The 21,772-nt window shown below is 63.0% G+C and carries 26 protein-coding genes; 13 read left to right on the forward strand and 13 right to left on the reverse strand.

Annotated features, from left to right (window positions below):
• Window positions 1–113 precede the first annotated feature (113 nt).
• Complete coding sequence (locus tag NKI32_RS07505) at window positions 114–1,328, forward strand: AI-2E family transporter (protein ID WP_353002437.1); 1,215 nt, start codon at window positions 114–116, stop codon at window positions 1,326–1,328.
• Here the strand turns inward: NKI32_RS07505 and NKI32_RS07510 are convergent.
• The 3 genes from NKI32_RS07510 to NKI32_RS07520 all read right to left on the reverse strand — a co-directional run bounded on the left by NKI32_RS07510 (window position 1,316) and on the right by NKI32_RS07520 (window position 3,707).
• Window positions 1,316–2,212 carry a DMT family transporter gene (locus tag NKI32_RS07510; RefSeq protein ID WP_023829426.1) on the reverse strand — a complete coding sequence of 299 codons (897 nt, stop codon included), beginning with the start codon at window positions 2,210–2,212 and terminating at the stop codon, window positions 1,316–1,318. The two genes, NKI32_RS07505 and NKI32_RS07510, sit on opposite strands and share 13 nt — an antisense overlap.
• Before the next feature lie 120 nt (window positions 2,213–2,332).
• Entirely contained in the window at window positions 2,333–3,097 is a 765-nt protein-coding gene (locus tag NKI32_RS07515) for an arginyltransferase (protein ID WP_353002439.1), read from the reverse strand.
• A 139-nt stretch (window positions 3,098–3,236) separates the two neighbouring features.
• On the reverse strand, window positions 3,237–3,707 hold the full coding sequence (locus tag NKI32_RS07520; protein ID WP_023673020.1) for an RDD family protein: 471 nt from the start codon (window positions 3,705–3,707) through the stop codon (window positions 3,237–3,239).
• Between the two features lie 191 nt (window positions 3,708–3,898).
• Here NKI32_RS07520 and sthA point away from each other — a divergent pair, with 191 nt between their 5' ends.
• Window positions 3,899–5,287, forward strand: a complete 1,389-nt coding sequence (gene sthA, locus NKI32_RS07525) for a Si-specific NAD(P)(+) transhydrogenase (RefSeq protein ID WP_023682415.1) — start codon at window positions 3,899–3,901, stop codon at window positions 5,285–5,287.
• 57 nt (window positions 5,288–5,344) lie between these two features.
• Here sthA and NKI32_RS07530 read toward each other — a convergent pair whose 3' ends face one another.
• Window positions 5,345–6,016 (reverse strand): alpha/beta hydrolase, encoded by a 672-nt coding sequence (locus NKI32_RS07530; RefSeq protein WP_352511390.1) that lies wholly within the window; start codon window positions 6,014–6,016, stop codon window positions 5,345–5,347.
• 217 nt (window positions 6,017–6,233) lie between these two features.
• Here NKI32_RS07530 and NKI32_RS07535 point away from each other — a divergent pair, with 217 nt between their 5' ends.
• Window positions 6,234–7,448, forward strand: a complete 1,215-nt coding sequence (locus NKI32_RS07535; protein WP_352653468.1) for an OpgC family protein — start codon at window positions 6,234–6,236, stop codon at window positions 7,446–7,448.
• Between the two features lie 15 nt (window positions 7,449–7,463).
• Here NKI32_RS07535 and NKI32_RS07540 read toward each other — a convergent pair whose 3' ends face one another.
• Window positions 7,464–8,546: a LacI family DNA-binding transcriptional regulator gene (locus NKI32_RS07540; RefSeq protein WP_352653469.1), complete on the reverse strand. Its 1,083-nt coding sequence runs from the start codon at window positions 8,544–8,546 to the stop codon at window positions 7,464–7,466.
• 146 nt (window positions 8,547–8,692) lie between these two features.
• Between NKI32_RS07540 and NKI32_RS07545 the strand changes: the two genes are divergently transcribed.
• The gene (locus NKI32_RS07545; protein WP_023700561.1) at window positions 8,693–8,836 is read left to right on the forward strand and encodes a hypothetical protein; all 144 of its coding nucleotides are present in this window, start codon (window positions 8,693–8,695) and stop codon (window positions 8,834–8,836) included.
• Between the two features lie 64 nt (window positions 8,837–8,900).
• Window positions 8,901–9,044, forward strand: a complete 144-nt coding sequence (locus NKI32_RS07550; protein ID WP_023673014.1) for a hypothetical protein — start codon at window positions 8,901–8,903, stop codon at window positions 9,042–9,044.
• A 39-nt stretch (window positions 9,045–9,083) separates the two neighbouring features.
• Here the strand turns inward: NKI32_RS07550 and NKI32_RS07555 are convergent, their stop codons facing one another.
• Together NKI32_RS07555 and NKI32_RS07560 are read right to left on the reverse strand one after the other, a co-directional pair.
• Window positions 9,084–9,458 (reverse strand): DUF423 domain-containing protein, encoded by a 375-nt coding sequence (locus NKI32_RS07555; RefSeq protein WP_023673013.1) that lies wholly within the window; start codon window positions 9,456–9,458, stop codon window positions 9,084–9,086.
• Window positions 9,459–9,501: 43 nt separating this feature from the next.
• Window positions 9,502–10,767: a multidrug efflux MFS transporter gene (locus NKI32_RS07560; protein ID WP_023682410.1), complete on the reverse strand. Its 1,266-nt coding sequence runs from the start codon at window positions 10,765–10,767 to the stop codon at window positions 9,502–9,504.
• Window positions 10,768–10,916: 149 nt separating this feature from the next.
• Between NKI32_RS07560 and NKI32_RS07565 the strand changes: the two genes are divergently transcribed.
• Complete coding sequence (locus tag NKI32_RS07565) at window positions 10,917–11,582, forward strand: GntR family transcriptional regulator (protein WP_023689520.1); 666 nt, start codon at window positions 10,917–10,919, stop codon at window positions 11,580–11,582.
• Between the two features lie 109 nt (window positions 11,583–11,691).
• Window positions 11,692–11,925: a DUF982 domain-containing protein gene (locus NKI32_RS07570; RefSeq protein WP_245259900.1), complete on the forward strand. Its 234-nt coding sequence runs from the start codon at window positions 11,692–11,694 to the stop codon at window positions 11,923–11,925.
• Between the two features lie 72 nt (window positions 11,926–11,997).
• Here NKI32_RS07570 and NKI32_RS07575 read toward each other — a convergent pair whose 3' ends face one another.
• On the reverse strand, window positions 11,998–12,156 hold the full coding sequence (locus NKI32_RS07575) for a hypothetical protein (RefSeq protein ID WP_023673009.1): 159 nt from the start codon (window positions 12,154–12,156) through the stop codon (window positions 11,998–12,000).
• 178 nt (window positions 12,157–12,334) lie between these two features.
• Between NKI32_RS07575 and NKI32_RS07580 the strand changes: the two genes are divergently transcribed.
• Window positions 12,335–13,306 carry a glycosyl transferase family 90 gene (locus tag NKI32_RS07580; RefSeq protein ID WP_353002442.1) on the forward strand — a complete coding sequence of 324 codons (972 nt, stop codon included), beginning with the start codon at window positions 12,335–12,337 and terminating at the stop codon, window positions 13,304–13,306.
• Between the two features lie 20 nt (window positions 13,307–13,326).
• Here the strand turns inward: NKI32_RS07580 and NKI32_RS07585 are convergent, their stop codons facing one another.
• A complete protein-coding gene (locus NKI32_RS07585) occupies window positions 13,327–14,370 on the reverse strand; it encodes an aldo/keto reductase (RefSeq protein ID WP_352625379.1) in 1,044 nt (347 codons plus the stop codon).
• Window positions 14,371–14,614: 244 nt separating this feature from the next.
• Here NKI32_RS07585 and ppk2 point away from each other — a divergent pair, with 244 nt between their 5' ends.
• A complete protein-coding gene (gene ppk2 / locus NKI32_RS07590; RefSeq protein ID WP_023689516.1) occupies window positions 14,615–15,535 on the forward strand; it encodes a polyphosphate kinase 2 in 921 nt (306 codons plus the stop codon).
• A 188-nt stretch (window positions 15,536–15,723) separates the two neighbouring features.
• On the opposite strand, the gene NKI32_RS07595 is transcribed toward ppk2, so the two are convergent.
• Window positions 15,724–16,368, reverse strand: coding sequence for a dihydrofolate reductase family protein (locus tag NKI32_RS07595; protein WP_023689515.1), 645 nt, complete (start codon window positions 16,366–16,368; stop codon window positions 15,724–15,726).
• A gap of 110 nt (window positions 16,369–16,478) precedes the next feature.
• On the reverse strand, window positions 16,479–17,174 hold the full coding sequence (locus tag NKI32_RS07600) for a winged helix-turn-helix transcriptional regulator (RefSeq protein ID WP_023682403.1): 696 nt from the start codon (window positions 17,172–17,174) through the stop codon (window positions 16,479–16,481).
• 176 nt (window positions 17,175–17,350) lie between these two features.
• Between NKI32_RS07600 and NKI32_RS07605 the strand changes: the two genes are divergently transcribed.
• On the forward strand, window positions 17,351–17,677 hold the full coding sequence (locus tag NKI32_RS07605) for a DUF1330 domain-containing protein (RefSeq protein ID WP_023673003.1): 327 nt from the start codon (window positions 17,351–17,353) through the stop codon (window positions 17,675–17,677).
• Between the two features lie 34 nt (window positions 17,678–17,711).
• Here NKI32_RS07605 and hemB read toward each other — a convergent pair whose 3' ends face one another.
• Complete coding sequence (hemB, locus tag NKI32_RS07610; RefSeq protein ID WP_352511379.1) at window positions 17,712–18,767, reverse strand: porphobilinogen synthase; 1,056 nt, start codon at window positions 18,765–18,767, stop codon at window positions 17,712–17,714.
• Entirely contained in the window at window positions 18,764–19,279 is a 516-nt protein-coding gene (locus tag NKI32_RS07615) for a pyridoxamine 5'-phosphate oxidase family protein (protein ID WP_352511378.1), read from the reverse strand. Before NKI32_RS07615 ends, hemB begins: the two co-directional genes overlap by 4 nt.
• A gap of 263 nt (window positions 19,280–19,542) precedes the next feature.
• On the opposite strand from NKI32_RS07615, the gene NKI32_RS07620 reads away from it, so the two are divergent.
• The 3 genes from NKI32_RS07620 (at window position 19,543) to ldtR (ending at window position 21,718) form a co-directional block, all read left to right on the forward strand.
• Complete coding sequence (locus tag NKI32_RS07620) at window positions 19,543–20,580, forward strand: enoyl-CoA hydratase/isomerase family protein (protein ID WP_352511376.1); 1,038 nt, start codon at window positions 19,543–19,545, stop codon at window positions 20,578–20,580.
• Window positions 20,577–20,999, forward strand: coding sequence for a DUF6163 family protein (locus tag NKI32_RS07625; protein ID WP_023689511.1), 423 nt, complete (start codon window positions 20,577–20,579; stop codon window positions 20,997–20,999). The genes NKI32_RS07620 and NKI32_RS07625 overlap by 4 nt, the downstream gene beginning before the upstream one ends.
• Window positions 21,000–21,202: 203 nt before the next feature.
• Window positions 21,203–21,718 (forward strand): transcriptional regulator LdtR, encoded by a 516-nt coding sequence (ldtR, locus tag NKI32_RS07630; protein WP_023672997.1) that lies wholly within the window; start codon window positions 21,203–21,205, stop codon window positions 21,716–21,718.
• Window positions 21,719–21,772: the final 54 nt, after the last annotated feature.

Consider the following 21,772-nt stretch of genomic DNA (forward strand, 5'->3'; position numbering starts at 1 on the left):
ATCTCCCCCACAAGGGGGGAGATTGGCAGCTTCACCAGCCATTTGGACTATCGTCACGATTGCGGCACTATGACAGTGCACAAACGCTGTGTAGGCCGGGGAGAATTGACCGTTTGAAGGAAGCGAAGATCCAGAAGCCGGAACGTCAGCAGCGCCTGTTCGGCCTGTCGACACCGCTCAGAGCCGCCGTCATTCCGCCGCTGTCGGCGGCGCGCTGGCTGTTGGTGCTGATCGTTGCCGCCGGCGTCTATTTCTTCCACGGCTTCCTGTTTCCCGTGCTGGCAGCCCTCGTCATTGCTTTTGCCAGCTGGCCGCTCTACCGCCGGCTGCTTGCCGGTGTCGGAGGCAACCGCACGGTCGCCGCGACGCTCGCCATCCTGTTCATCCTCGCCTTCCTGGTGGTGCCGATAGCGCTTGCCGGCACCTACGCCATCAACGAGGTCCGCGAATGGGTCGGCTGGGCGATCGAAACCAACAGGCACGGTGCGGTCACACCGCACTGGATCACCTCGCTGCCGGTCGTCGGCGAGTGGCTGAACGAACAGTGGATCGACAATTTCGGCCATCCCGGCGGCATCGGCGAGCTGATCCAGCTGGTCAGCGGCGCCAATATCGGCAGCATCTATCGCGGCGTGCTGGCTGCCGGCGGCAGCGCCTTCGGTCTGTTGCTGACGCTGCTGTTCATGATGATCGCGCTGTTCTTCGCCTATCGCGACGGCGCACACTTTGCCGGTCAGATCGACCGCCTCGGCGAACGCATCCTGCCGGCACGCTGGGAGCGGATTTCGCGCGTCGTACCGGCAACGATCTCGTCCACCGTCACCGGCATGACCGTGATCGCCATCGGCGAGGGGCTGGTGCTGGGCATCGCCTACTGGCTGGCCGGGGTGCCGTCGCCGGTGACGCTGGGCGCATTGACCGGCGTGATGGCGCTGATCCCCGGTGGCGCGCCGCTGTCGTTTACGCTTGTGTCGATCTACCTCGCCGCCAGCGGCTCGCCGATGGCGGGTCTGGCGCTGTTCATCTGGGGCGCGGTGGAACTGTTCATCGTCGACAAGACCTTGCGCCCGAAGCTGGTCGGCGGACCGATCAAATTGCCCTTCCTGCCGACCTTTTTCGGCCTGATCGGCGGCGTAAAGACAATGGGCTTTCTCGGCCTGTTCATCGGCCCGGTGCTGATGGCGCTGCTGGTCGCGATCTGGCGCGAATGGCTGCGCGAGGTGGAACTGGCCGAAGACACCGTTCCCGACGCGGCGGCCGAGCTCGAAGGCGGGCCGCCGCAGATCGAGATTGTCGCCGGCCCGGCGAAGAAAAGTCAGGCTGGGTAAGCGACGGCGAGCGCTGCCCGGCGCTTGCGCCCTTCATGCAACTGCCACAGGGAATGGGCAACCAGCGTGACGATCAGGATCACGCCGCCGATCAAGCTGTTGCGCGACGGCGTCTCGGCAAAGATCATCCATATCCAGACCGGCGCCAAAACCGTTTCCAGGAGATAGAACATCGCCACTTCCGGGCCTGAAATGTATTTCGGCCCGTTGGCTAGGCAGAAGAAGGCGAACGGCATGATGACGGCGCCGTTGAAAACGATCCACCATGGCGCCTCCACCTGAAAACCGGTCTTGGAGACCATGAGCGCCGCCAGCCCGAACGGCAGCAGGACGCCGGTCAGCGCGGTGAATCCCATATCCCTGCCGCTGGCGCGTGAAACGGTGATGGCGCAGGCAATCGCCAAGGCCGAACACAGCGCCATCACATCGCCGAACAGATTTCCCGTGCCGACGGAATCGCCGACGATGATCGCGATGCCGACGATCATCAGCGCCATTGCCGCAAGCGTCAGCGGCTGCGGTCGCTCCTTCAGGAACAGCCACGACAGCAGCGCCGAGAACATGGTGGAGAAGGCGAGGATGAAAACCAGATTGGCGGTCGAGGTGTTGTAGACGGCGGTGATGAAGGCGATTGCGCCGAGCCCGTAGAGTGTGGCGACCACGAGCCCCGACCAGCCGGGTATCAGCTGCGGAGCATTCTTGCTGAACGAGCGCCAGATGGCCCATACGATCAGCCCCGCCACGAAGGTGCAGCCGGTGCGCAGCAAAAGGATCGTCCAGGCTTCGCCATGGGCGAGCCGGATCAGGGGAATGTCGATGGTCAGCGCCAGCCCGCCAAGCGCGGTGAGCAGGAGTCCTTTGGTGTGGGCATTGTGAGAGGACATGCAACGGCTTTCGCAATGATTTGAGCAGATGCCGGTCGGCGCAATCGCCCCGCCAACGGGCGGAAGACCAGCATCGTCTCGGCTGAAAATGTTTAGATCAGGATCTGGTAAGAAGAAAAATCAGCGCGTGACCGCTTCGTGGTCGTAGCGTTCCCAGCCCTTCGGGCCGAGATGCTCCTGCGGCATGAAGCGCATTTTATAGTTCATCTTGCGCGAGCCGTTGACCCAGTAGCCGAGATAGACATGGGGCAAGCCCATGGCCCGGGCGCGGGCGATATGGTCGAGGATCATGAAGGTGCCGAGCGAACGGTCCTCGAACTCGGGATTGAAGTAGGAATAGACCATCGACAGGCCATCGGCCATCTTGTCGGTCAGCGCCACGGCGATCAGCTCGCCCTGGTCCTTGCCGGTGATGAATGTGTCGGGGCCGCGGCGCCGGTATTCGATCACCTTGGTGTCGACATGGGTATCCTCGACCATCATGGCGTAGTCGAGCACCGTCATGTCGGACATGCCGCCGCGGCGATGGCGAGCGTCGAGATAGCCGCGAAACAGCGAATACTGCTCGGTCGACGGCTGCGCGTCGTGCATGGCGCCGATCAGATCGGAATTGCGCTGGATCACCCGCTTCATGTTGCGGCTGGCGGTGAACTCCTGCGCCAGGATGCGCACCGAGACGCAGGCGCGGCAGGTCTCGCAGGCGGGACGGTAAGCGATGTTCTGCGAGCGCCGGAAACCGCCTTGCGTCAACAGGTCGTTCATCTCCGGCGCCTTGTCGCCGACCAGATGCGTGAACACCTTGCGTTCGAACTGGCCCTCGAGATACGGGCACGGCGATGGCGCGGTCAGGAAGAACTGCGGCGACTGGGTCGGATGGTGCGTCATCGAACCTTGGGAACACTCCTGCGAATCGCTCTACCTTTGGCTTGGCTGGCGAAAAATTCAACAGGATTGTGAAGGCGGGGTTGAACGGACCCCTTCACATTTGCGCACAAATGCCTGTTGGCGTCGGTTGGACGCCGGTTCAACGGTCGCTGCGGCTGACGACCGTGCCAAGCAGCAGGTCGTGCAGTGTGCGCTTGCGATCGGAAAACAGCGTCACCAGGAGGACGAGCGGCGTCAGGATGACCGTGCTCGCCCAGAACAGCACCGAATGGACAACGGCGGTGAGGCCGTCGATACGGCTGCCGTCGAGACGATCGAGCCGAATGCCCATCATCTTCATGCCTGATGTGGCCTGGTTGCGACCGCCCAGCGTGTTCCAGATGTAGAGAATGGCGACCGCCGGCACGAGGATGGAATACAGCGCCCAGCCAAGACCGAATGTCAAAAGGCCAAGCACGGCCACCAGGATCGCGAACGGAATGGTGAGCAGCGCCACGATGCAATAGTCGATGATGAAGGCCAGGATCCGCCGCGTGCGCACACCGTCATAGGCCCTGACGTCGTCGAGCCTGCTGGTGATGATTTCGCCGTCAAGTACGCGCGCGTTCATGTCATGTCCTCGCAACAGGCGCCACGCTAGGGTGCGCCGCCACTGAAATGGTGAAGACCGCGGGCGGAATCAAGATCGGTTCGTCCATCCGGTCCTGCTCGGCAGTGTGACGCGGTTGAGCCGATTGAATTTGGTGGACGGATGGCGTTAGCTTGCTGCGGCGCAACAAGACGCCGAGGGGACGGGGTTACATGGATTACGACATGCTGGTCATCGGCAGCGGCCCTTCCGGGCGCCGCGCGGCGGTGCAATCGGCCAAGCTCGGCAAATCGGTGCTGGTGGTCGACAGGGGCCGGCGCCTCGGCGGCGTCTCGGTGCACACCGGCACCATCCCGTCGAAGACGCTGCGCGAGACGGTGCTGAACCTGTCCGGCTGGCGCGAGCGGGGCTTTTACGGCCGCGGCTACCGGGTCAAGCAGGACATCTCCATCGCCGACCTGGTCGAGCGGCTGCACAAGACGCTCGACCACGAGGTCGAGGTGCTGCAGCACCAGTTTATGCGCAACGCCGTCAAAAGCGTGCGCGCCATGGCGAAATTCGTCGGCCCAAACAAGGTCAGCCTGACGGCAGACAATGGCGACTACTCGGAGGTTGGTTTCACCAATGCGCTGATCGCGGTCGGCACCAGGCCGCACCGGCCGCGCGACGTGCCTTTCGACAAGATCCGCGTCTTCGACAGCGATGAGATGCTGGAACTCGACCATCTGCCGCGCACGCTGACGGTGATCGGCGCCGGCGTCATCGGCGTTGAATATGCGACGATCTTTTCGGCGCTCGACGTGCCGGTGACGCTGGTGGAGCCGCGCAACACCATCCTCGATTTCGTCGACCGCGAGATCGTCGACGACTTCATCCACCAGATGCGCGACCGCGGCATGACCATTCGCCTCGGCAGTACGGTCAAGGAAATCGTCTCAAAACCCGACTATGCCGAAGTGACGCTCGCCGATGGCCGCACCATCCGCTCCGAGATCGTGCTTTACGCCGCCGGCCGCAGCGGCAATCTCGGCAGCCTCGGCCTCGACGTGGTCGGCATCGAGGCCGATTCCCGGGGCCGCATCAAGGTCGATCCGCAGACCTTCCAGACCAGTGCGCCCAACATCTATGCCACCGGCGACGTCATCGGTTTCCCCAGCCTTGCCTCGACATCGATGGAGCAAGGCAGGGTGGCCGCCTGCCACGCTTTCGGCGTGCAACTGCCACCGCCGCCGGAAACCTTCCCCTATGGCATCTACGCCGTGCCGGAAATCTCCACCGTTGGTCAGTCGGAGGAGCAGGTGCGCGAGAGCGGCGCTGCTTATGAAGTCGGTCTGGCGCGGTTCCGCGAAACCTCGCGCGGCCACATCATGGGCGTCAACTCCGGCTTTCTGAAGCTGCTGTTCTCGGTCGAAACGCGCCGCCTGCTCGGCGCCCACATCGTCGGCGAAGGCGCCACCGAACTGATCCATATCGGCCAGGCGGTGATCAACCTCGGCGGCACGGTTGATTTCTTCGTCAACAACACCTTCAACTATCCGACGCTGGCCGAAGCCTACAAGATCGCCGGGCTCGATGCTTGGAACCGGATGGGACAGGGCTAGGCGACGAGCATCTGCTCAGCTGTTCCGCCGGGCGCCGATGCGGTCTACCAAGGTCTCCTAGCCTGCCTGGCGTGCGACCAATGCTGGTCCCGCAAGCCACTGCCGGACGATGGCGGCATCCGGGTCGCCGATTTCGTGACCTGAAGGCACGATGCGCGCATCGACCTCGGCGCCATGTTTGTTGAGCAGCGTCACCAGTGGCGGCGCAAACGGCCCGTAGGTCTCATCGGCGGCACCGGCGACAATCAGGACGCGCGTTCCGGTCAGATTGGTTGCCGGCGCATCGTCAAGCACGGGCATTGCTCTCAGCAACGCCGCTTTTCGGACGAGGCCGGAGTTGAGCAGCATCAGGCTGGAAACCAGATTGGCGCCGTTGGAATAGCCGAGGAAAGTCGCCCGGGCGAGGTCGAGCCCGTAGCGCTTTGCGGCCTCGCTTGCGAAGGCGGCAAAGTACGATGTTTCGGCACGGATGCTCGCCTGTTCGAAACTGGTCGGCGTGATCCGCTCGAACCAGCGGAAGCCGTCTTCTTGGCGGATGCGGCCACGCACCGCGACCAGCGTGGCGTTGGGGGCGATCTGCCTCGCAATCGGCACCATCGTCGTTTCGTCGACACCCGATCCGTGCAGTAAAAACAGGCTCTCGCCGCCGGCATTCTCCGGCTTGAGGAGGCGGTAGGGAAAGGCCAGATCCTGATGCAGAAAGGCGTTCTCGTCGCTATATCGATGCACGCTCATATCTCATTGATTTCACGGAGACATTGGTCCTTTGCCAGCTTCAAAACGGAATATTTTCACGCTCCGCGAAATGTGATTGCAACAGGCTCATTTCAGACCGTTTCTGCGCCGATATGCTCCCTGCGGGAGGAATCGAAGCGGTGTGCGCCGATGGTCGCATCCCGGCATGAACAACGCGAGCACCCTTGCTCTCCTTTGAGGCCTTTTGTCGATGACCCTGCCAGTTCCGCCCGATCGCGCCCCGCGTATCGCCGATCGCGCTCCGCGTATCCCCGATCGCGACACGCGCATTGACGTGTTCCGTGCGCTCGCACTCCTGACCATCTATATCGACCACGTGCCAGGCACCGTCTTCGAAACGCTGACCTACAAGAATTTCGGATTCTCGGACGCGGCGGAAGCCTTCGTGCTGATTTCCGGCATGTCGGTCGCACTCGCATATGGCACCAAGTTCCAGCCGGGCGGCCGGCTGCTGGCGATGTTGAAGATGTGGCGCCGGGCCGGCGTGCTTTACAGCGCCCACATCGTCACCACCATGGTTGTGATGGCGTTGTTCTGCGCCGCGGCGGTGTTCGGCCGGCGGCCGGAACTGCTCAAGCTGATCAACATCGAGCCGCTGATGAAGAACACGCCGGAGGTCATGATCGGCATTGTCACGCTCGGCCACCAGCTTGGCTACAACAACATCCTGCCGGTCTATGCGGCGCTGCTGTTGATGGCGCCGCTCTTCCTGCTCTTCGTCAGCTACCGGCCGCTGCCGGCGCTGGTCTTTTCCGGCGCGCTGTGGCTCGTCGCCGGCCTCTGGCAGATCGCGCCGCCGAACTATCCGGAGCCCGGCTTCTGGTTCCTCAACCCGCTGTCCTGGCAATTCCTGTTCAACATCGGCCTTGCCGGCATGCTGCATGTCAGGCGCGGCGGCACAATTCCCGTCAATCGTTGGCTGGTGGGCGCCGCGGCGACCTATGTCGCGGCAGCGGCGGTCTGGGTGCACAGCCCGCTCTGGGGCGAGATAACGTGGTTTAACCTGCCCGTGGTGATCGGCGGCTTCGACAAGACGTTCCTGTCGCTGCCGCGGCTCCTGCACATATTGGCGGTGAGCTATCTGATCGTCGCCCTGCCGGCTTTCTCGAACCTGTTCCGTCTCAGCCCGGACCATCCGCTTGCCCTGCTCGGCAAGCGCTCCTTGCCGGTGTTCCTCGCCGGCACGCTGATCGCCATGGCGGCGCAGGTGATGAAGCTGATCAATCCGGGCGGCTTTGCCTATGACGTCTTGCTGATTTCGGCCGGCATCGCCATGCAATTCGCGCTCGCCTTCTATCTTGAGTGGCTGTCCGGCATCGGCTTGGGCAAAAAGCCGGTTCGCAAAGAAGCGCCAGCCGTTCACCAGACCTTCGGCATGCCCGCGATGCCAAGGCTAAGCCGATGATCCCACATCAGCCGCCTAGCTAGCAGGCGAGGGGCCGGACGACCCCCGCACCACAAGATCGACCGGCAGCAATTGCCGGTGCTGCGAGCCGTCATTTTCGAGGATCGCCTTGACGGCCAGCCGGCCCATCTCGGCGATCGGCTGGGCGACAGTGGTTAGTGGCGGCTCGGAGTCGGCGCCTTCCGGCACGCCGTCGAAGCCGACGATTGACACATCGCCCGGCACGGCAATGTTACGCTCGCGCAGCCAGTCGAGCGCATGCAGCGCGATCTTGTCCGACATGGCCAGGATTGCCGTCGGCGTCTGCGGCAGCGCGAAAATATGATCGAGGCCGGCCCGAACGCTCGCCTCGTCATTGAGGGTTTCGTAGATTGGCACTTGCGAGACGTCGATGCCGAAGCGGGAGAGCTCGCCGAAATAGCCACGCAGACGGTCGCGTGTGCCCGAGTAGAGGGATGTCGTCTCGACTTGCTCCTGCGTGACGGGACCAAAGCCAGCGCCGGCAGATTCCAGGGCGAGTACGGCAAAGCTGCGATGGCCGAACTCGGCCAGATGGCGCGCCGCCAGACCCGCGCCGGCGACGTTGTCGACGCCGATCGCAGCGACCGCCTCATTTTCCGAATCGAGATCAAGCGCCACGAAAGGCAGTTTGCGTTCGCGCGCCAGTTCGACCAGCCGCGACCCACCCTCGATGCAGAACACGATGAAGCCGTCGACCAGGGCGCTCTGGATGTTCCAGGCGAGCTGCTCGCTGTTGGCGGCCGAGACCAGCGAAATTCCGGCGCCGGTGGCGTCGCAGGCCTGCGAAATGCTGGCCATCATGACGCGGGCAAAGGGATCGTCGAAGAAATAGGACAATGGTTCTGCCGTTGCCACGCCGATGGCGTTGACCTTGCCGGCGCGCAGCAGCCGGCCCTTGGGATCCGGGCCGGCATAGCCCATCGCTTCCGCCGCCGCCTTGACCCGCTCGCGGACCTCTTCGCGCACGATTTCCGGGCGAGCGAACACGTTGGACGCGGTACCGTGCGAGACCCCGGCCGCCTTGGCGATGTCGGCAAGCCGCACTGGTCTCGTCTTGCCGGAGGTCAATGCCGTCATTTTCGTCTCCTGAACCGGAGCCTGTTTAGCACTTTCGTTGGATCGGTTCAAATTTTCCCTTGATCGGACGGCGGAGAGAGTCTATATTTGAATCGATCCAAGGGATTCACCAAGTACAACTTGGATCGATTCAAGAGGAGGGTGCCATGCATCCCGTGAATTATCTGTTCGAAGACATCTATGGCAATGATTGGGGCATAGTCTCCGACGCCGCCACCCGCAAGCGCCGCGACAAGGTCGGGCCGTGGAGGCGTGACCTGCAATACCTTGTGAAACGCAAGCGCAACTGATCGGCCCCGGCATTTTCGTGCCAGCTGATTGGATCGATTCAAGTTCTTGAAGAGGAGAACGAACATGCATCCCGTGAAGCATCTGTTCGAAGACATTTATCGCAACTACTGGGGTATCTCGCCTGCCACGGAGCAGCCGGAAAGGCGGCGGCCGACCAAGTCTGCCAAGCGCAACCGCGACCTGCTGCCGCAAAACCGGCAGGATTAAGCCTCGTGTGATATCTGATGGGGCAGGGTTCTTGGCTCGTCAGGACCGTTGCCGCACGAGCGCCGAGGCCGCGATCACCAGCCAGCCCGCGATGAGCAAGGTGCCGCCGATCGGCGCCGACATCGGGAACAGCCGCGATCCCACGAAATCCCGTGCCAGCAGATCGCCGCAGAACAGAACAAGCCCGACGAGCAGCACCAGGCTGCCGATCCGCAAGATCCGGTTTGCGCCGGCGAGGCCGACGGCCAAAAACACCGGCGCATGCATGAGCAGGAAGGATGCGGCCGTGCCGACGAACGCGCCGCCGAGATGCGCTGAAGCCGCCGACAGCGCCACGCCCGCCGCGCCGGCAATGCCGCCGGCGAAAACGAGGATGCGCGCGCTGTTTGCTGGTGCTGACTCGGCGATGCTCATGTCTCGGGCTCCGTGATTGACGATAGGCGGCGCGACCTGTCTGTCAGGATTTTTCCGATATCGCCAGCATGTCGCGCGTGCGGCGCGCCTGGGCCAGCCAATTATACGCGGCACCGCCCGCCATCAGCACCGACGTGCCGAGAAACACCGCGCGCATGCCGAAATGGCCGCCGACGAAGCCGCCCAGCAGCGGCCCCGCGACCTGGCCGACATATTGCGCCGAGATTGCCAGGCCCAGCACATTGCCGCCGACCCCATCGGGAACATTGTGGCGGATGACGCTGGTGATGCAGGGCAACAGCCCGCCCAGCACCAGACCCATAAGGAACCGCAGCCCGACCAACTGCCAGCTCTCGGTGACGAAGGCCTGCGGTATCAACAGCAGCGCCGAGACGGCCAGCGATGCGACGATGACGTTCCAGTGGCCGATGCGGTCGGCGAGCTTACCCAGCCGTGACGCCGACAGGATGGCGCCCAGCGCCGCCGCCGACATGACGACACCGGAGACCAGCGTCACCCGGCTTGCGTCCGCGACCAGTTGCTGGACGTAGACGGTGATGATCGGCTCGATCGACATGTTGGCGAAGGTGAACAGCATGCCGGTTGCCAGCATCGCCACGACAGGGCGTTTGTCGGGGATCTGCGCCCAACCGCCCTTTGGTTTCTCCTTGGGTTGTGCCTGCATTGGCGGGCGAGGCATCTCCTTGATCAGGAACGTCGTCGCCAGCGCCGCCAGGAAAATGACGCCGCCCGCGATGAGGAAGGTGGCGCGAATACCGATCAATGGCGGCAGCGCGCCGCCAAGCAACGGGCCGACCAGGGAGCCTGCGGTGATGCCGGCCGACAGCACGCCGAGCGCCCAGCCGGAGCGCTTCTTCGGCGTCTGCATGGCGACAAGGATCGTCGAGCCTGAGGAATAACCGCCGGCAAAGCCGATCAGCAGGCGCAAAAGCACCAATTGCCAGACGGTCTGCACCATGCCGGTCAGCGACATGCAGATCGCCATGCCGAAACTGGCGCGCACCAGCATCACCTTGCGGCCGTAGCGGTCGCCGAGCCGCCCCCACAGCGGTGCGACAAGGGCGGCGGCAAGGAAGGTGGCGCCGAAGGCGATGCCGGACCATTGCACGATCGCCGCGTGGCCCACGGCGCCCAGCTGTTCGACATAGAGCGGCAGGAACGGCAGCAACAGCGTCATCGCCACAAGCGTGCTGAACGATCCGGCAAAGCACACGAGCAGGTTGCGCCGCCAATGAATGTTGTAGGTGGAAGGCGCTTCGGCGGCCTGCGCTGCACTGTCCTGCGGCATGTCCTATCCTGTCCGCTTGCTGCGGATACCATTTTGGGATACCAACTTGGTACCTCATGGACGCAAAGCCCGGCTGCTGTCAATCAGGCGCTCTCAATGTGATCGGCAAGACCAACGGGCAAGGCCGATCGCCAGCAATGGAAGCAACTATGTCGCAGATGCAGATCGTCGAAAAAGCGCTTCGCGAGATGATCCTTGGCCTTGAGGTCGGTCCTGGCGAGCGGCTGACGGAGCGCTGGATCGAGAGCCGCTTCGGCGCCTCGCGCACGCCGGTCAGGGCAGCCCTGCTGCGGCTGGAGACGGAAGGGCTGATCTGCCGCGACGGGCGCGGCTGGACCGTGTCGCCGATCAACCTTGCCGAACTGGAACAGATCGCGGTGTACCGCGAAGCGGTCGAGGTCGCGGCGGTCAGGCTGACTTCGGCGCTGGCCGACAGGAGCGCAGCCGATGTCATCGAGGCGATGCTGGACTCCTGCGACACTGCCACGCCGCGCGAGGAATGGCACCGCGTCGGCATGGATTTCCATATCGAACTGGCGCGGCTCTCCGGCAACGAGTTCCTGTTTCGGGCCGTGCGCGATGCCATGACGCGGCTGTCGCGGGCGCGCTGGCTGGAGGTGCGCGACGAGGCGGCCCTTGGCCGCGCCTGGAGCGAGCATCACGCCATTCTGGCAGCGGTGCGGGCCGGCGATGCCGATGCGGCGGCGGCGCGACTTTCCGCCCATATAGCCGGCAGCCGCGCCCGCCTGGTGACGTCGTTGCACAATGACCGGCGCGGCCTACGCGCCAGGGGTTTTGCCGTCGTCGCCGCTTGATACTGGTCACGAAAACGAAAGAACGCCGTCGCGATCCGCTTTCGGCCTCGCTTCGCGGACGCCGATGGCGTAAGAGGCGGCCATGGAAAACAACCGATTTGAAACACCCGTGACCGTTAAGTCGGGCACGGAGGGAAGCACTCAGCTCTTGCGTACGGTGCGCGAGGCTTCCGATTACCTGCTCAACAGCTGGCCCGGCAAGCGCAGCCCCAAGCACCGCGAAGCGCTGCAGGCCTGCCATGACGCGCTGGCCGGCGACAAGCCGGCGATGATTGCAAGACGCGCCTTCATCGCCGCCGCGCGCGAGGTCAACGTCTTCGTCAGCGACAAGGCCCCGGCCTGATCACATCGGCCTGATCACACCGGCATTTTGCCAGGATCCGGCCCGTTTCGCGGGCCGGTGATCCTGTCTTGCCTATTTTTCTGTCTCGGTGTCGGTTTTGGAACTTGCCTCGTTCTCAGGCTCGGCGCGCTCCTTGGCCGCGACCTTGGCGGCGAGCTTCTCCGCCTTCTTGGCGGCCTTCTGCCGGTCGCGCTCTTTGCGTTCCTGACCGTAATTCGGTGGTCGAGCCATATCGTTTCCTTTCGCTGTGCCTGATCCTGCCTAGAAGCATTGGCCGGCAAACACAACAGCGCCGCGAGGGCAGATGCCAGCGGTTCTGGACTTGCGTGATGGCGAACACAATGGTTTAGAAAAGGCTGCGGGACAGTTGCTGGAGCCGCCGCCGACCGATTTCGAATCAAAACGACCGATGGCCACGCTTCAAAGAAACGCACAGAAGCTGATCTACTATGCGCGCAACGCCATGCGCGACATCGCGCCGCCGGTTCTTTTCCGGCGCCGGCTCGGCCGGCTGCTCGATCAGGCCAGGCTTTCCGACGCATCGGTCCGCCAGCGGCTCAATTACTACAACACGCTGCGGGAGCCTTTTAGCCCCAGCCCCGAGGCCGTGCCGGTCAGCCGGCTGCCGTCGGACCGCAGCATGTACTATTACGATCTGAAGGAGTTCACCCGTTATTTCGACCCAGATCTGCGCATCGACCTGGAATTCGGCGACGTCATCGAAGTGCCGAAGATGCCGTCGATCGTCAAGGACCGGCCGATAGCGGGCGACAACGGCAACGGCGTCCTGTTCAAGCTGAACAAGTTCCGTCATTTCTACATGCCGGCCGACGATGTCGCCTTCGCCGACAAGCATCCGCTCGTCGTTTGGCGCGGCGAACTCAACAATCCGATCCGCACCTTGTTGCTGGATGCAGCCCGCAATCTGCCGTTCTGCGATGTCGGCACGCCGAGGGCGACAGCACCTGCGGAATACCGCAAGCCCTATCTCAGCATCGATCAGCAGCGCCGCTACCGCTACATCATCTCGCTCGAAGGCAATGATGTCGCGACCAATCTGAAATGGATCATGAGCTCGAACTCGCTCTGCCTGATGCCGCCGCCGACTTACGAGACCTGGTTCGCCGAGGGGCAGCTCGAGCCCGATGTCCATTATGTGCCGCTGGCGCCCGACTTCAGCGATCTGGCCGAGCGCGTGCACCATCTCGAGAAACATCCGGCCGAGGCCCAGCGCATCGTTGCGGCGGCCAACGCCTATTGCCGCAAATTCGCCGACGAGCGGGCCGAGCAGGCGATCTGCCTGCTCGTGCTCTACAAATATTTCGTGCTCAGCGGCCAGATCGAGCCCGATCCGCAGGTCTGGCGGTTTATCGCGGCCTAGCGGCTTCCGGCGCCCTTAAGTCAGATGACGCTGCGGTCCATAACCAGATCGGCCGGGCCGAAGCGGTCCCTCGCCGTAAACTGCTGGTGCCAGTAGGGATAGAGCACCGGCGGCCGGCTGACGGCATCGAGACGCTGGCGTTCATCAAAGGACAGCGTCAGGCTTGCCGCGGCGAGATTGTCTTTCAACTGCGCCTCGTTGCGTGCGCCAATCACCAGCGAACTGACGGCTGGTCGGCCGAGCAGCCAGGCCAGCGCCACCTGCGCCGCCGAGACGCCGCGTGCCGCACCGATGTCGACCAGCACGTCGACAATCCGCCACAGCCGGTCTTCGTCGCGGATCGGCGGTTCCGACCAGCCGCCGATCTGGCGCGCCGTCGGACTGTCGCGGCGGTATTTTCCCGACAGCAGGCCGCCGGCGAGCGGGCTCCACACCAGCACGCCAAGGCCCTGGTCGACCGAGATCGGCAAGAGCTCATACTCGGCCTCGCGTGCTTCCAGCGTGTAGTGGATCTGCTGGGTGACGAAGCGCGGCTGGTGCTGGCTGTCGCTGATGCCCAGCGCCTTCATGACCTGCCAGCCGGAAAAGTTGGAGCAGCCGACATAGCGGATCTTGCCCTGGGCAACCAGCGTGTCGAGCGCGGCGATGGTTTCCTCGAGCGGCGTCGCGCCGTCCCATTCGTGAAGGAAATAGATGTCGATGACATCGGTCCTGAGGCGCTTCAGGCTCTTCTCGCATTCGCGGATCAGATGATGGCGCGACAGGCCTTCGTCATTGGGGCCCTTGCCGATCCGCATGCGCGCTTTGGAGGCGATCAGCACGTCGTTCTTGCGCTTGCCGCCGAGCGCCTCGCCGATGATCTCTTCCGACAGACCGTTGGAATAGACATTGGCGGTGTCGATGAGATTGATGCCGGCATCGATGCAAGTGTCGATGATGCGCGAGGCCTCCGCGAGATCGGAATTGCCGACGGCAGCGAACGGCCCGCTGCCGCCGAAGGTCATGGTTCCCAAGGTCAGCGCCGAAACTTTCAAGCCGGAACGGCCAAGCGTGCGGTATTCCATGTCTGATCCTCGTAGTTTTGGTGGGGAGGCGGTTTTAGCAGGAAAGGGCGGGGAAGCCCGAACGGGTCCGCTATTTGTAGGACAATTTGAGCGGCTTGTCGCCATGCCAGGGCGCTGGATCGGCAATGCCTCGCTGCTTTGCAGTGAAGACCGGCTGGCCGGCGGCTTGCAATAAAACCGTCATTGCCGGCCTATATCGAGTCGGCTCAGGGTTTCATGTCAGCCGGCAAGCGGAGCAGTGGAAATGAATGAGCTAAAGCAGAATTCTGCGGCCAGGGATTGGCTGGAAGCCGAACTCGCCGACACGCTCGACGAGGACTATGAGCTGGAAATCTCGGAGCCGGCGCTGTCGCTGGAGATCGCCAAGATCTACAAGAACGCGCATCCGCCGTCGATCGATCGCATGCAGTATTTCCGCGACCTGATCGGCTTGCAGTCGGAACTGATCAAGCTGCAGTCCTGGGTTGCCTACCACAAGAAGAAGCTGGTGGTGGTTTTCGAGGGCCGTGATTCCGCCGGCAAGGGCGGCGTCATCAAGCGCATCACCCAGCGCCTCAACCCGCGCATCTGCCGCGTCGTGGCGCTGCCGGCGCCGACCGAGCGCGAAAAGTCACAATGGTATTTCCAGCGCTACGTGCCGCATCTGCCGGCCGGCGGCGAGATCGTGCTGTTCGACCGCTCCTGGTACAACCGCTCCGGCGTCGAGCGGGTGATGGGCTTTGCCGAACCCGATCAGGTCGAAGAGTTCTTCCGCGATGTGCCGGAGTTCGAGCGCATGCTGGTCCGCTCCGGCGTCACGCTGGTCAAATACTGGTTCTCGATCACCGACGAGGAACAGCAGATGCGCTTCATGATGCGCATCCACGATCCGATGAAGCAGTGGAAGCTGTCGCCGATGGACCTGCAGTCGCGCGTGCGCTGGGAGCAGTACACCAAGGCCAAGGAAGAGACGTTTGCCCGCACCAACATCCCAGAGGCACCGTGGTACATCGTCGAAGGCAACGACAAGAAGCGGGCGCGGCTGAACTGCATCGACCATCTCCTCAAACAGCTGCCCTATGAGGACGTGCCGCACGAAGAAATCACGCTGCCCGAGCGGGTGTTCAACCCGGAGTACGAGCGCCAGGTCCTGCCGCGCGAGCTTTACGTGCCGGAGAAGTATTGAGCACTTTTCCTTCTCCCCGTTTCACGGGGAGAAGGTGCCTGAAGGCGGATGAGGGGCAGCGCCGGCATCGACGAATTCACAGCCGTCGGACGCTGCTAACCTCCAAAAGCAGCGCTGCCCCTCATTGCCTGCCGGGCATTTCTCCCCGCAAAACGGGGAGAAAGAAGCCTGCGCCTGTTACTTCGCCACTATACCCGCTTGATCGTCACATGCGTGGCGAGCGCCGTGGCCACCTGCTCGGTGCACTGGTAACCCAGCTTCAGCATATCCAGCCCGGCAAACAGGCTCTCGCCCCTCCCGAGCAACACTGGCGACACAGCCAGATGCAACTCGTCGATGAGCTTCTCCTTGAGATATTGCCGGATAGTGGAAACGCCGCCGCCGACGCGGACATCCTTGCCGCCGGCCGCAGCCTTTGCTTGTTCGAGCGCGGCGTGGATGCCGCCGGTAACGAAGCGGAAAATGGTGCCGCCTTCCATCACAATGGGGTCGCGCTTGTGATGGGTCAGCACGAAGGTCGGCACGTGATAGGGCGGGTTGTTGCCCCACCAGCCCTTCCAGTTCTCATCCGGCCATTCGCCGCGGATCGGGCCGAACATGTTGCGGCCGAGGATCCAGGCGCCGACATTGTCGAAGCTGCGGACGGTGAACCGGTCGTCCACATCGGTGCTGCCGCCATCCTTGCCGACCATCTCGTGGAAGGTGCGGGTGCCGGTCATCCATTTGTGCAGATCTTCGCCACCAACGCCGAGCGGATTTTGCAGGTCCTGGTCAGGACCGGCGCCGAAACCGTCGAGCGACAAGGTGAAGGCATTGACGCGCAGTTTGGACATGGAAGACTCCCTTTGGTGACCAGTTGTGATTTGCAATCAGTATTCAAACTGATTGCATTTTGCAACTAGTATTTTTAGAGGCAAGCCGATCTGTGGAATGCGCAGGGACCTCAAGCCGCCACGCGCTTCGGCATCACCGCAAACGGGCTGAGCCCAAGCCAGATCTGCATCTTGCCGGCGACGTCGAGATCGCCGGTCAGGCTGATCTTGTCGCGTTCCTTGTGAACTGTCGTCAGCCCCATCCAGATCGAGGTCATGGTGCACAGATCGGTCGAGACGTAGAGATCGACGTCGAAGCCCGGATCGTACCAGCAAAGATCGACCTCGCCCTGCTTCTCGACGATCAGCCACCACGATCGTTTTGACGCCGGCAGGTCATGGTACAGGAATTGTATCACGGTGCGCCCGTCCGGCAGCGGACTGGGGTTCAGATTGCGCCGCATGTCCCACATCAGCAGCGACGGATCGAGGTTTTTGAGCGACAGCCTGGCCTCGACCCATTTCTGGCCCCAAAACCCCATCGCCTCGACAACCGGGCGCAAATCCCGGCCCGCCTCGGTCAGCCGGTATTCGAACACGCCCTTCTCGGTCGCGATCTCGGTCCGCTCGACGATGCCGCCGGCCTCGAGGTCCTTGAGCCGTTGCGACAGAAGGGTTGGCGACATTTTCGGCACGCCGCGGCGCAAATCGTTGAAGCGGGTCGATCCCGCCACCAGTTCGCGCAGCAGCACCATGGTCCAGCGTGTGCAGAGCAGCTCGGCGGCCATGGAGAGCGGGCAGAATTGCTTGTAACCGGCTTGTGTCATGTGGTGAGCTCCAAAAGATGTTGCCGGACCTTATTCAGAAAACCTGAGTTCAGCCAGTACAGAAGCTGTACTGGCACCCCCGGTACAGTTCTGTGACTGGAGCGGTCCGGCGCCGCCATGCGAGGCAGCGGTCACGTCACCGGGCAGTCCGGTGCCGATCCATGAGGAGTTGGACAATGACCGCTTACGTGATCGCAGACATCAAGGTGAAGGACGACAAATGGGTGCCGGCCTATGCCGCTTCGGTGCATGACCTCGTCCACAAGCATGGCGGCAAGTATCTCGCCCGCAGCGGCAATGTGAAGACGCTGGAGGGCAAGCCGCTCGACACCAGCCTGATCGCCATCATGGCGTTTCCGTCGGCAAAGGCAGCCGAAGCCTTCACCAACGATCCGCAATACGCTCCGTTTGTGGCGGAGCGCCGGAAGGGCAGCGACAGCCGCTTCCAACTGATCGACGATACCGATCTCGCCGGAACGATTCCTTATTTGCCAAAGGCGTGAGGAAAAGCCGGAACCCGGAGCATCCAGGTTCCGGCTAACCCTTCAGCAGCTGCGCCACTTCCGGCGCGAAGTAAGTCAGGATGCCGTCGCAGCCGGCGCGCTTGAAGGCGAGCAGGCTCTCCAGCATTGCCTTTTCGCCGTCGATCCAGCCATTGGCGGCCGCCGCCTTGATCATCGAATATTCGCCTGACACCTGGTAGGCGAAGGTCGGCATCTGGAACTCGTCCTTCAGCCGGCGGATGATGTCGAGATAGGGCAGGCCGGGCTTGACCATCAGCATGTCGGCGCCCTCGGCGATATCCTGCTCGGCCTCGCGCACCGCTTCGTCGGAATTGGCGTGGTCGAGATAGTAGGTCTTCTTGTCGCCCTTGAGCAGGCCGGCGGTGCCGACCGCCTCGCGGTAGGGGCCGTAGAAGGCGGAGGCGAATTTCGTCGCATAGGACATGATCGCCACATCCGAAAAACCGTTGGCGTCGAGTGCGTCGCGGATGGCGCCGATGCGGCCGTCCATCATGTCGGACGGCGCGATGATGTCGGCGCCGGCCGCTGCCTGGATGACGGCCGCGGCGGTCACCTGTTCCACTGTCTCGTCATTGACGATGATGCCGTCGCGCAAGATGCCGTCATGGCCGTGCGAGGTGAACGGATCGAGCGCGGCATCGGTGATGATGCCGATCTCCGGCACCGCGTCCTTGATGGCGCGGGTTGCGCGGTTGATGATGTTTTCCGGGTCGAGGATGTGCGATCCCGTCAGGTCGCGCAGGCTGAGTTCAACATTGGGGAAGGTGGCGATCGCCGGAATGCCGAGCTTAGCGGCCCGCTCGGCCTCCTTGACGGCGAGGTCCAGCGACAGGCGGAATACGCCGGGCATGGCGGCGATCGGCTCGCGCGTGTTCTTGCCGTCGATCACGAAGATCGGCCAGATCAGATCGTTCACCGTAAGCCGGTTTTCCTGCACCAGGCGGCGCGACCAGTCGGCCTTGCGCATGCGCCGCAAGCGGCGGCTGCCGGTGATCTCGTCGACGCTGCGCGCACCGCCGGGCTTTGCCGGCGCGAATTTGTTGCTCGTCGCGGGGGTGAATTTGTTCATCGCAAAAACTCCGGGTCGAGGCGGCTTTTACCACGAGGCCTTGCCGCTGACCAATGCGACACGATTGTGCCAGTCGATAACGCGCTGCTTACGGCTTCGGCGGCCACGCCCAGCTCGGGGCCGGTTTTGAAGAACGACACATTGTTGGTGAAGATGCTCTTCGGGGCAAGCCGGATCAGGCGCCCGTCCGGATGGCCGATGTCGGCGACATTGTCGATGAACCAGCGGTTCCAGGTCGCCTCCGGGCCGAGATATTTGTGCAGCAGCCGTTTGAAGCGTTTCGGCGCCATCGGCTCGATGGTGGCGGAGCCGCGCAGGCCGAGATGCAGCAGGATGCCGGCCTCATTGTCGAAATGGACGATCTCCACGGCGCAGCGCGGGTCACGTTCGAGGTGTTTGACAGCACTTGCCCCGGTCGAGCCGAGCAGCCAGATTGCAGCGTCCTCCCAGATGAACCACATCGGCGCGTTGCGCGGCGCGCCGTCAGGTGTCACGGTCGCCAGATTGGCCATCAGCGGGCGGCTGAGAACATCATCCGGGTCGAACTTTTTCGCATCTCCCAGCCATGGCTCGGCGCTGCGGTTTCAAGCGTCATGCGTTTGTTTCTGCATCAGAAGAAAGGCTGTTTCGCCCGGCAATTCTGCGCGCATTTCTGCGGGGGGCAAAGCACGGTCGCGTTCCCTTGCGAAAATCCAAACCGCGCCCGCCGGTTGACGCACCCATGCGCCACCTTTAGCACTTCAGTCCCGCAGGCGCGGGGAGGGATTCTCTGACGATGGATTTTGGCGGCGGCGACGAGATCCGCTTCGAACAGTTGGGCAAGGCGGGCGTCGTCACGCTGACGCGGCCGCAGGCGCTCAATGCGCTGACACATCGCATGATCAAGGCGCTGGACAAGGCGCTCGACGCTTTTGAGCGCGATACCGGCGTCGATGTCGTCATCGTCAAGGCCGAGGGCAGGGCGTTTTGCGCCGGCGGCGACATCATGCACGTCTACGAGGCCCGCGCCGGAAAGCCGCCGGTCGAGTTCTTCGCCGACGAATACCGGCTCAACGCCCGCATTAACAGTTACAAAAAGCCCTATGTCGCGCTGATCGACGGGATCGTGATGGGCGGCGGCGTCGGCATCTCGTTCCACGGCTCGCAGCGCGTGCTGACCGAGAACGCCCAGTTCGCCATGCCCGAAGTCGGCATCGGTTTCTTCCCCGATGTCGGCGGCAGCCATCTTCTGCCCGACCTTGGCGGCAGCTTCGGCATGTATCTGGCGCTGACCGGCAACCGCATCCGCTATGGCGATGCATTATGGTCGGGCCTGGCCACCCACACCATCAAGGCCGCCGACCAGGCTGCCTTTCTCGACCGGCTCTGCGCCAATGGCGATCCGGAATCGGTCCTGCGCGGCTTCTTCGTGCCGGCCCGGCGCGAAACCGCCCAGCCGGTGCTGGAAGCCATCGCCCGGCATTTTTCCCAACCCTCGCTCGCCGAAATCCTCGAGAGCCTGGAGCGGGCGGCAGGCGCCGACGAGTTTGCCGCCAAGACGCTGGCCACCATCCGCACCCGCTCGCCGACCAGCCTCAATGTCGCGTGGCGCCAGATCAGCGCCGGGCTGACGCTGTCGATGGAAGCCTGCATGAAGATGGAGTTCCGCATCCTCAACCGCATGCTGGCCGGGCACGACTTCTATGAAGGCATCCGCGCCGCCATCGTCGACAAGGGCTCGACGCCGCAATGGCGGCCGGCAAGCCTGGCCGAGGTTGACGCTGCTTCGGTGGACGCCTATTTCGCGCCGCTCGAACGGGAGCTCGAACTGTGAGCGAGGTCACGTCGCGGCGCATCGTGCTGCAGCCCTCGGGTGTCGAGATCATCTTCGCCTGGTTCCAGCGCGTCATAGCGGGCTATTGCCTGCTGTTCGGCATCCTGTACTGGATCCGGCTGATCGGCTTTTATCCCGGCCCGCTGTGGCGCTTCGACCTGATGCCGGTGCACTGGCAGGTCGTGGCGGTGATGCTGGCCGTGTTCTTCCCCTTCGCCGCCGCCGGCCTCTGGATGCTGGCGTCGTGGGGCCCGGTGATCTGGTTCATCTGCGCGGTGACCGAGACCATCATGTATGCCGGCTTCCCAAATCTGTACGGCCACCGGCCGCTGATCGTCTTCTCGCATGCCGCGGTGGCGCTGCTCTACATCGCCTTCCGCGTCGTTATCTGGATGCGCAAGCGCCCCGCGCGCGCCTGAAACGCCGCCCCGCAGCCATTGGCTAAATCTTTAGGTTAATTATCCTTGCTCGGGTGACCGTTCGTTAAGCGTCTTGCGAAACCTATTACCGGTAAGCTCTTGTTAGCCCTAGCGTTTAAGTCGAATTTTATGAGTATTCGATAGTGTCGCAATCAAGGTGAAAAACAAAAAATCACCAGGGCGACAAACGAGAGGCAAAGACAATGATCAATTCGCGTCCGGCGGCGAAGACCGCCAACGTATCCGATGATCGCCGCGAGGCTATCCGTTCGCTTTACATGGAATCGCTTCAGCTGGTGGAGCGTTTGCATCGCCGTCTGCTTGACGTGATCAAGGACGAGTTCGACCGCAACGGCCGTTCCGACATCAATGCCATCCAGGCGCTGCTTCTGTTCAATATCGGCAATTCCGAACTGACCGCCGGCGAGCTGCGCTCGCGTGGCTACTATCTCGGCTCGAACGTCTCCTACAATCTGAAGAAGCTGGTCGATCTCGGCTTCATCAACCACCAGCGCTCGCGCATCGACCGCCGTTCGGTCCGCGTTTCGCTGACGCCGAAGGGCAATGAAGTGGCGGAAGTCGTCGCCGGTCTCTATGAGCGCCATGTCGGCTCGATCGAACAGGTCGGCGGCATCAACAGCGAAGAGTTCAAGCAGATGAACCGCGCGCTGCAGCGCCTCGACCGCTTCTGGAACGACACCATCGCCTACCGGATGTAATCAGCGGGCCATTGAATAGCAGCTGCGCCGGAAGAAGCGCGGCCGGAGGAAAGT

The organism is Mesorhizobium sp. M0761 (assembly GCF_040320205.1).
GTDB lineage: Bacteria > Pseudomonadota > Alphaproteobacteria > Rhizobiales > Rhizobiaceae > Mesorhizobium.

What these genes read in the sequence shown, in the direction of transcription:
- NKI32_RS07510 (WP_023829426.1), bottom strand. Translation starts at nt 2,212, where the DNA reads ATGTCCTCTCACAATGCCCACACCAAAGGACTCCTGCTCACCGCGCTT.
- NKI32_RS07515 (WP_353002439.1), bottom strand. Translation starts at nt 3,097, where the DNA reads ATGACGCACCATCCGACCCAGTCGCCGCAGTTCTTCCTGACCGCGCCA.
- NKI32_RS07520 (WP_023673020.1), bottom strand. Translation starts at nt 3,707, where the DNA reads ATGAACGCGCGCGTACTTGACGGCGAAATCATCACCAGCAGGCTCGAC.
- sthA (WP_023682415.1), top strand. Translation starts at nt 3,899, where the DNA reads ATGGATTACGACATGCTGGTCATCGGCAGCGGCCCTTCCGGGCGCCGC.
- NKI32_RS07535 (WP_352653468.1), top strand. Translation starts at nt 6,234, where the DNA reads ATGACCCTGCCAGTTCCGCCCGATCGCGCCCCGCGTATCGCCGATCGC.
- NKI32_RS07540 (WP_352653469.1), bottom strand. Translation starts at nt 8,546, where the DNA reads ATGACGGCATTGACCTCCGGCAAGACGAGACCAGTGCGGCTTGCCGAC.
- NKI32_RS07545 (WP_023700561.1), top strand. Translation starts at nt 8,693, where the DNA reads ATGCATCCCGTGAATTATCTGTTCGAAGACATCTATGGCAATGATTGG.
- NKI32_RS07550 (WP_023673014.1), top strand. Translation starts at nt 8,901, where the DNA reads ATGCATCCCGTGAAGCATCTGTTCGAAGACATTTATCGCAACTACTGG.
- NKI32_RS07555 (WP_023673013.1), bottom strand. Translation starts at nt 9,458, where the DNA reads ATGAGCATCGCCGAGTCAGCACCAGCAAACAGCGCGCGCATCCTCGTT.
- NKI32_RS07560 (WP_023682410.1), bottom strand. Translation starts at nt 10,767, where the DNA reads ATGCCGCAGGACAGTGCAGCGCAGGCCGCCGAAGCGCCTTCCACCTAC.
- NKI32_RS07565 (WP_023689520.1), top strand. Translation starts at nt 10,917, where the DNA reads ATGTCGCAGATGCAGATCGTCGAAAAAGCGCTTCGCGAGATGATCCTT.
- NKI32_RS07575 (WP_023673009.1), bottom strand. Translation starts at nt 12,156, where the DNA reads ATGGCTCGACCACCGAATTACGGTCAGGAACGCAAAGAGCGCGACCGG.
- NKI32_RS07580 (WP_353002442.1), top strand. Translation starts at nt 12,335, where the DNA reads ATGGCCACGCTTCAAAGAAACGCACAGAAGCTGATCTACTATGCGCGC.
- NKI32_RS07585 (WP_352625379.1), bottom strand. Translation starts at nt 14,370, where the DNA reads ATGGAATACCGCACGCTTGGCCGTTCCGGCTTGAAAGTTTCGGCGCTG.
- ppk2 (WP_023689516.1), top strand. Translation starts at nt 14,615, where the DNA reads ATGAATGAGCTAAAGCAGAATTCTGCGGCCAGGGATTGGCTGGAAGCC.
- NKI32_RS07595 (WP_023689515.1), bottom strand. Translation starts at nt 16,368, where the DNA reads ATGTCCAAACTGCGCGTCAATGCCTTCACCTTGTCGCTCGACGGTTTC.
- NKI32_RS07600 (WP_023682403.1), bottom strand. Translation starts at nt 17,174, where the DNA reads ATGACACAAGCCGGTTACAAGCAATTCTGCCCGCTCTCCATGGCCGCC.
- NKI32_RS07605 (WP_023673003.1), top strand. Translation starts at nt 17,351, where the DNA reads ATGACCGCTTACGTGATCGCAGACATCAAGGTGAAGGACGACAAATGG.
- hemB (WP_352511379.1), bottom strand. Translation starts at nt 18,767, where the DNA reads ATGAACAAATTCACCCCCGCGACGAGCAACAAATTCGCGCCGGCAAAG.
- NKI32_RS07615 (WP_352511378.1), bottom strand. Translation starts at nt 19,279, where the DNA reads ATGGCCAATCTGGCGACCGTGACACCTGACGGCGCGCCGCGCAACGCG.
- NKI32_RS07620 (WP_352511376.1), top strand. Translation starts at nt 19,543, where the DNA reads ATGGATTTTGGCGGCGGCGACGAGATCCGCTTCGAACAGTTGGGCAAG.
- ldtR (WP_023672997.1), top strand. Translation starts at nt 21,203, where the DNA reads ATGATCAATTCGCGTCCGGCGGCGAAGACCGCCAACGTATCCGATGAT.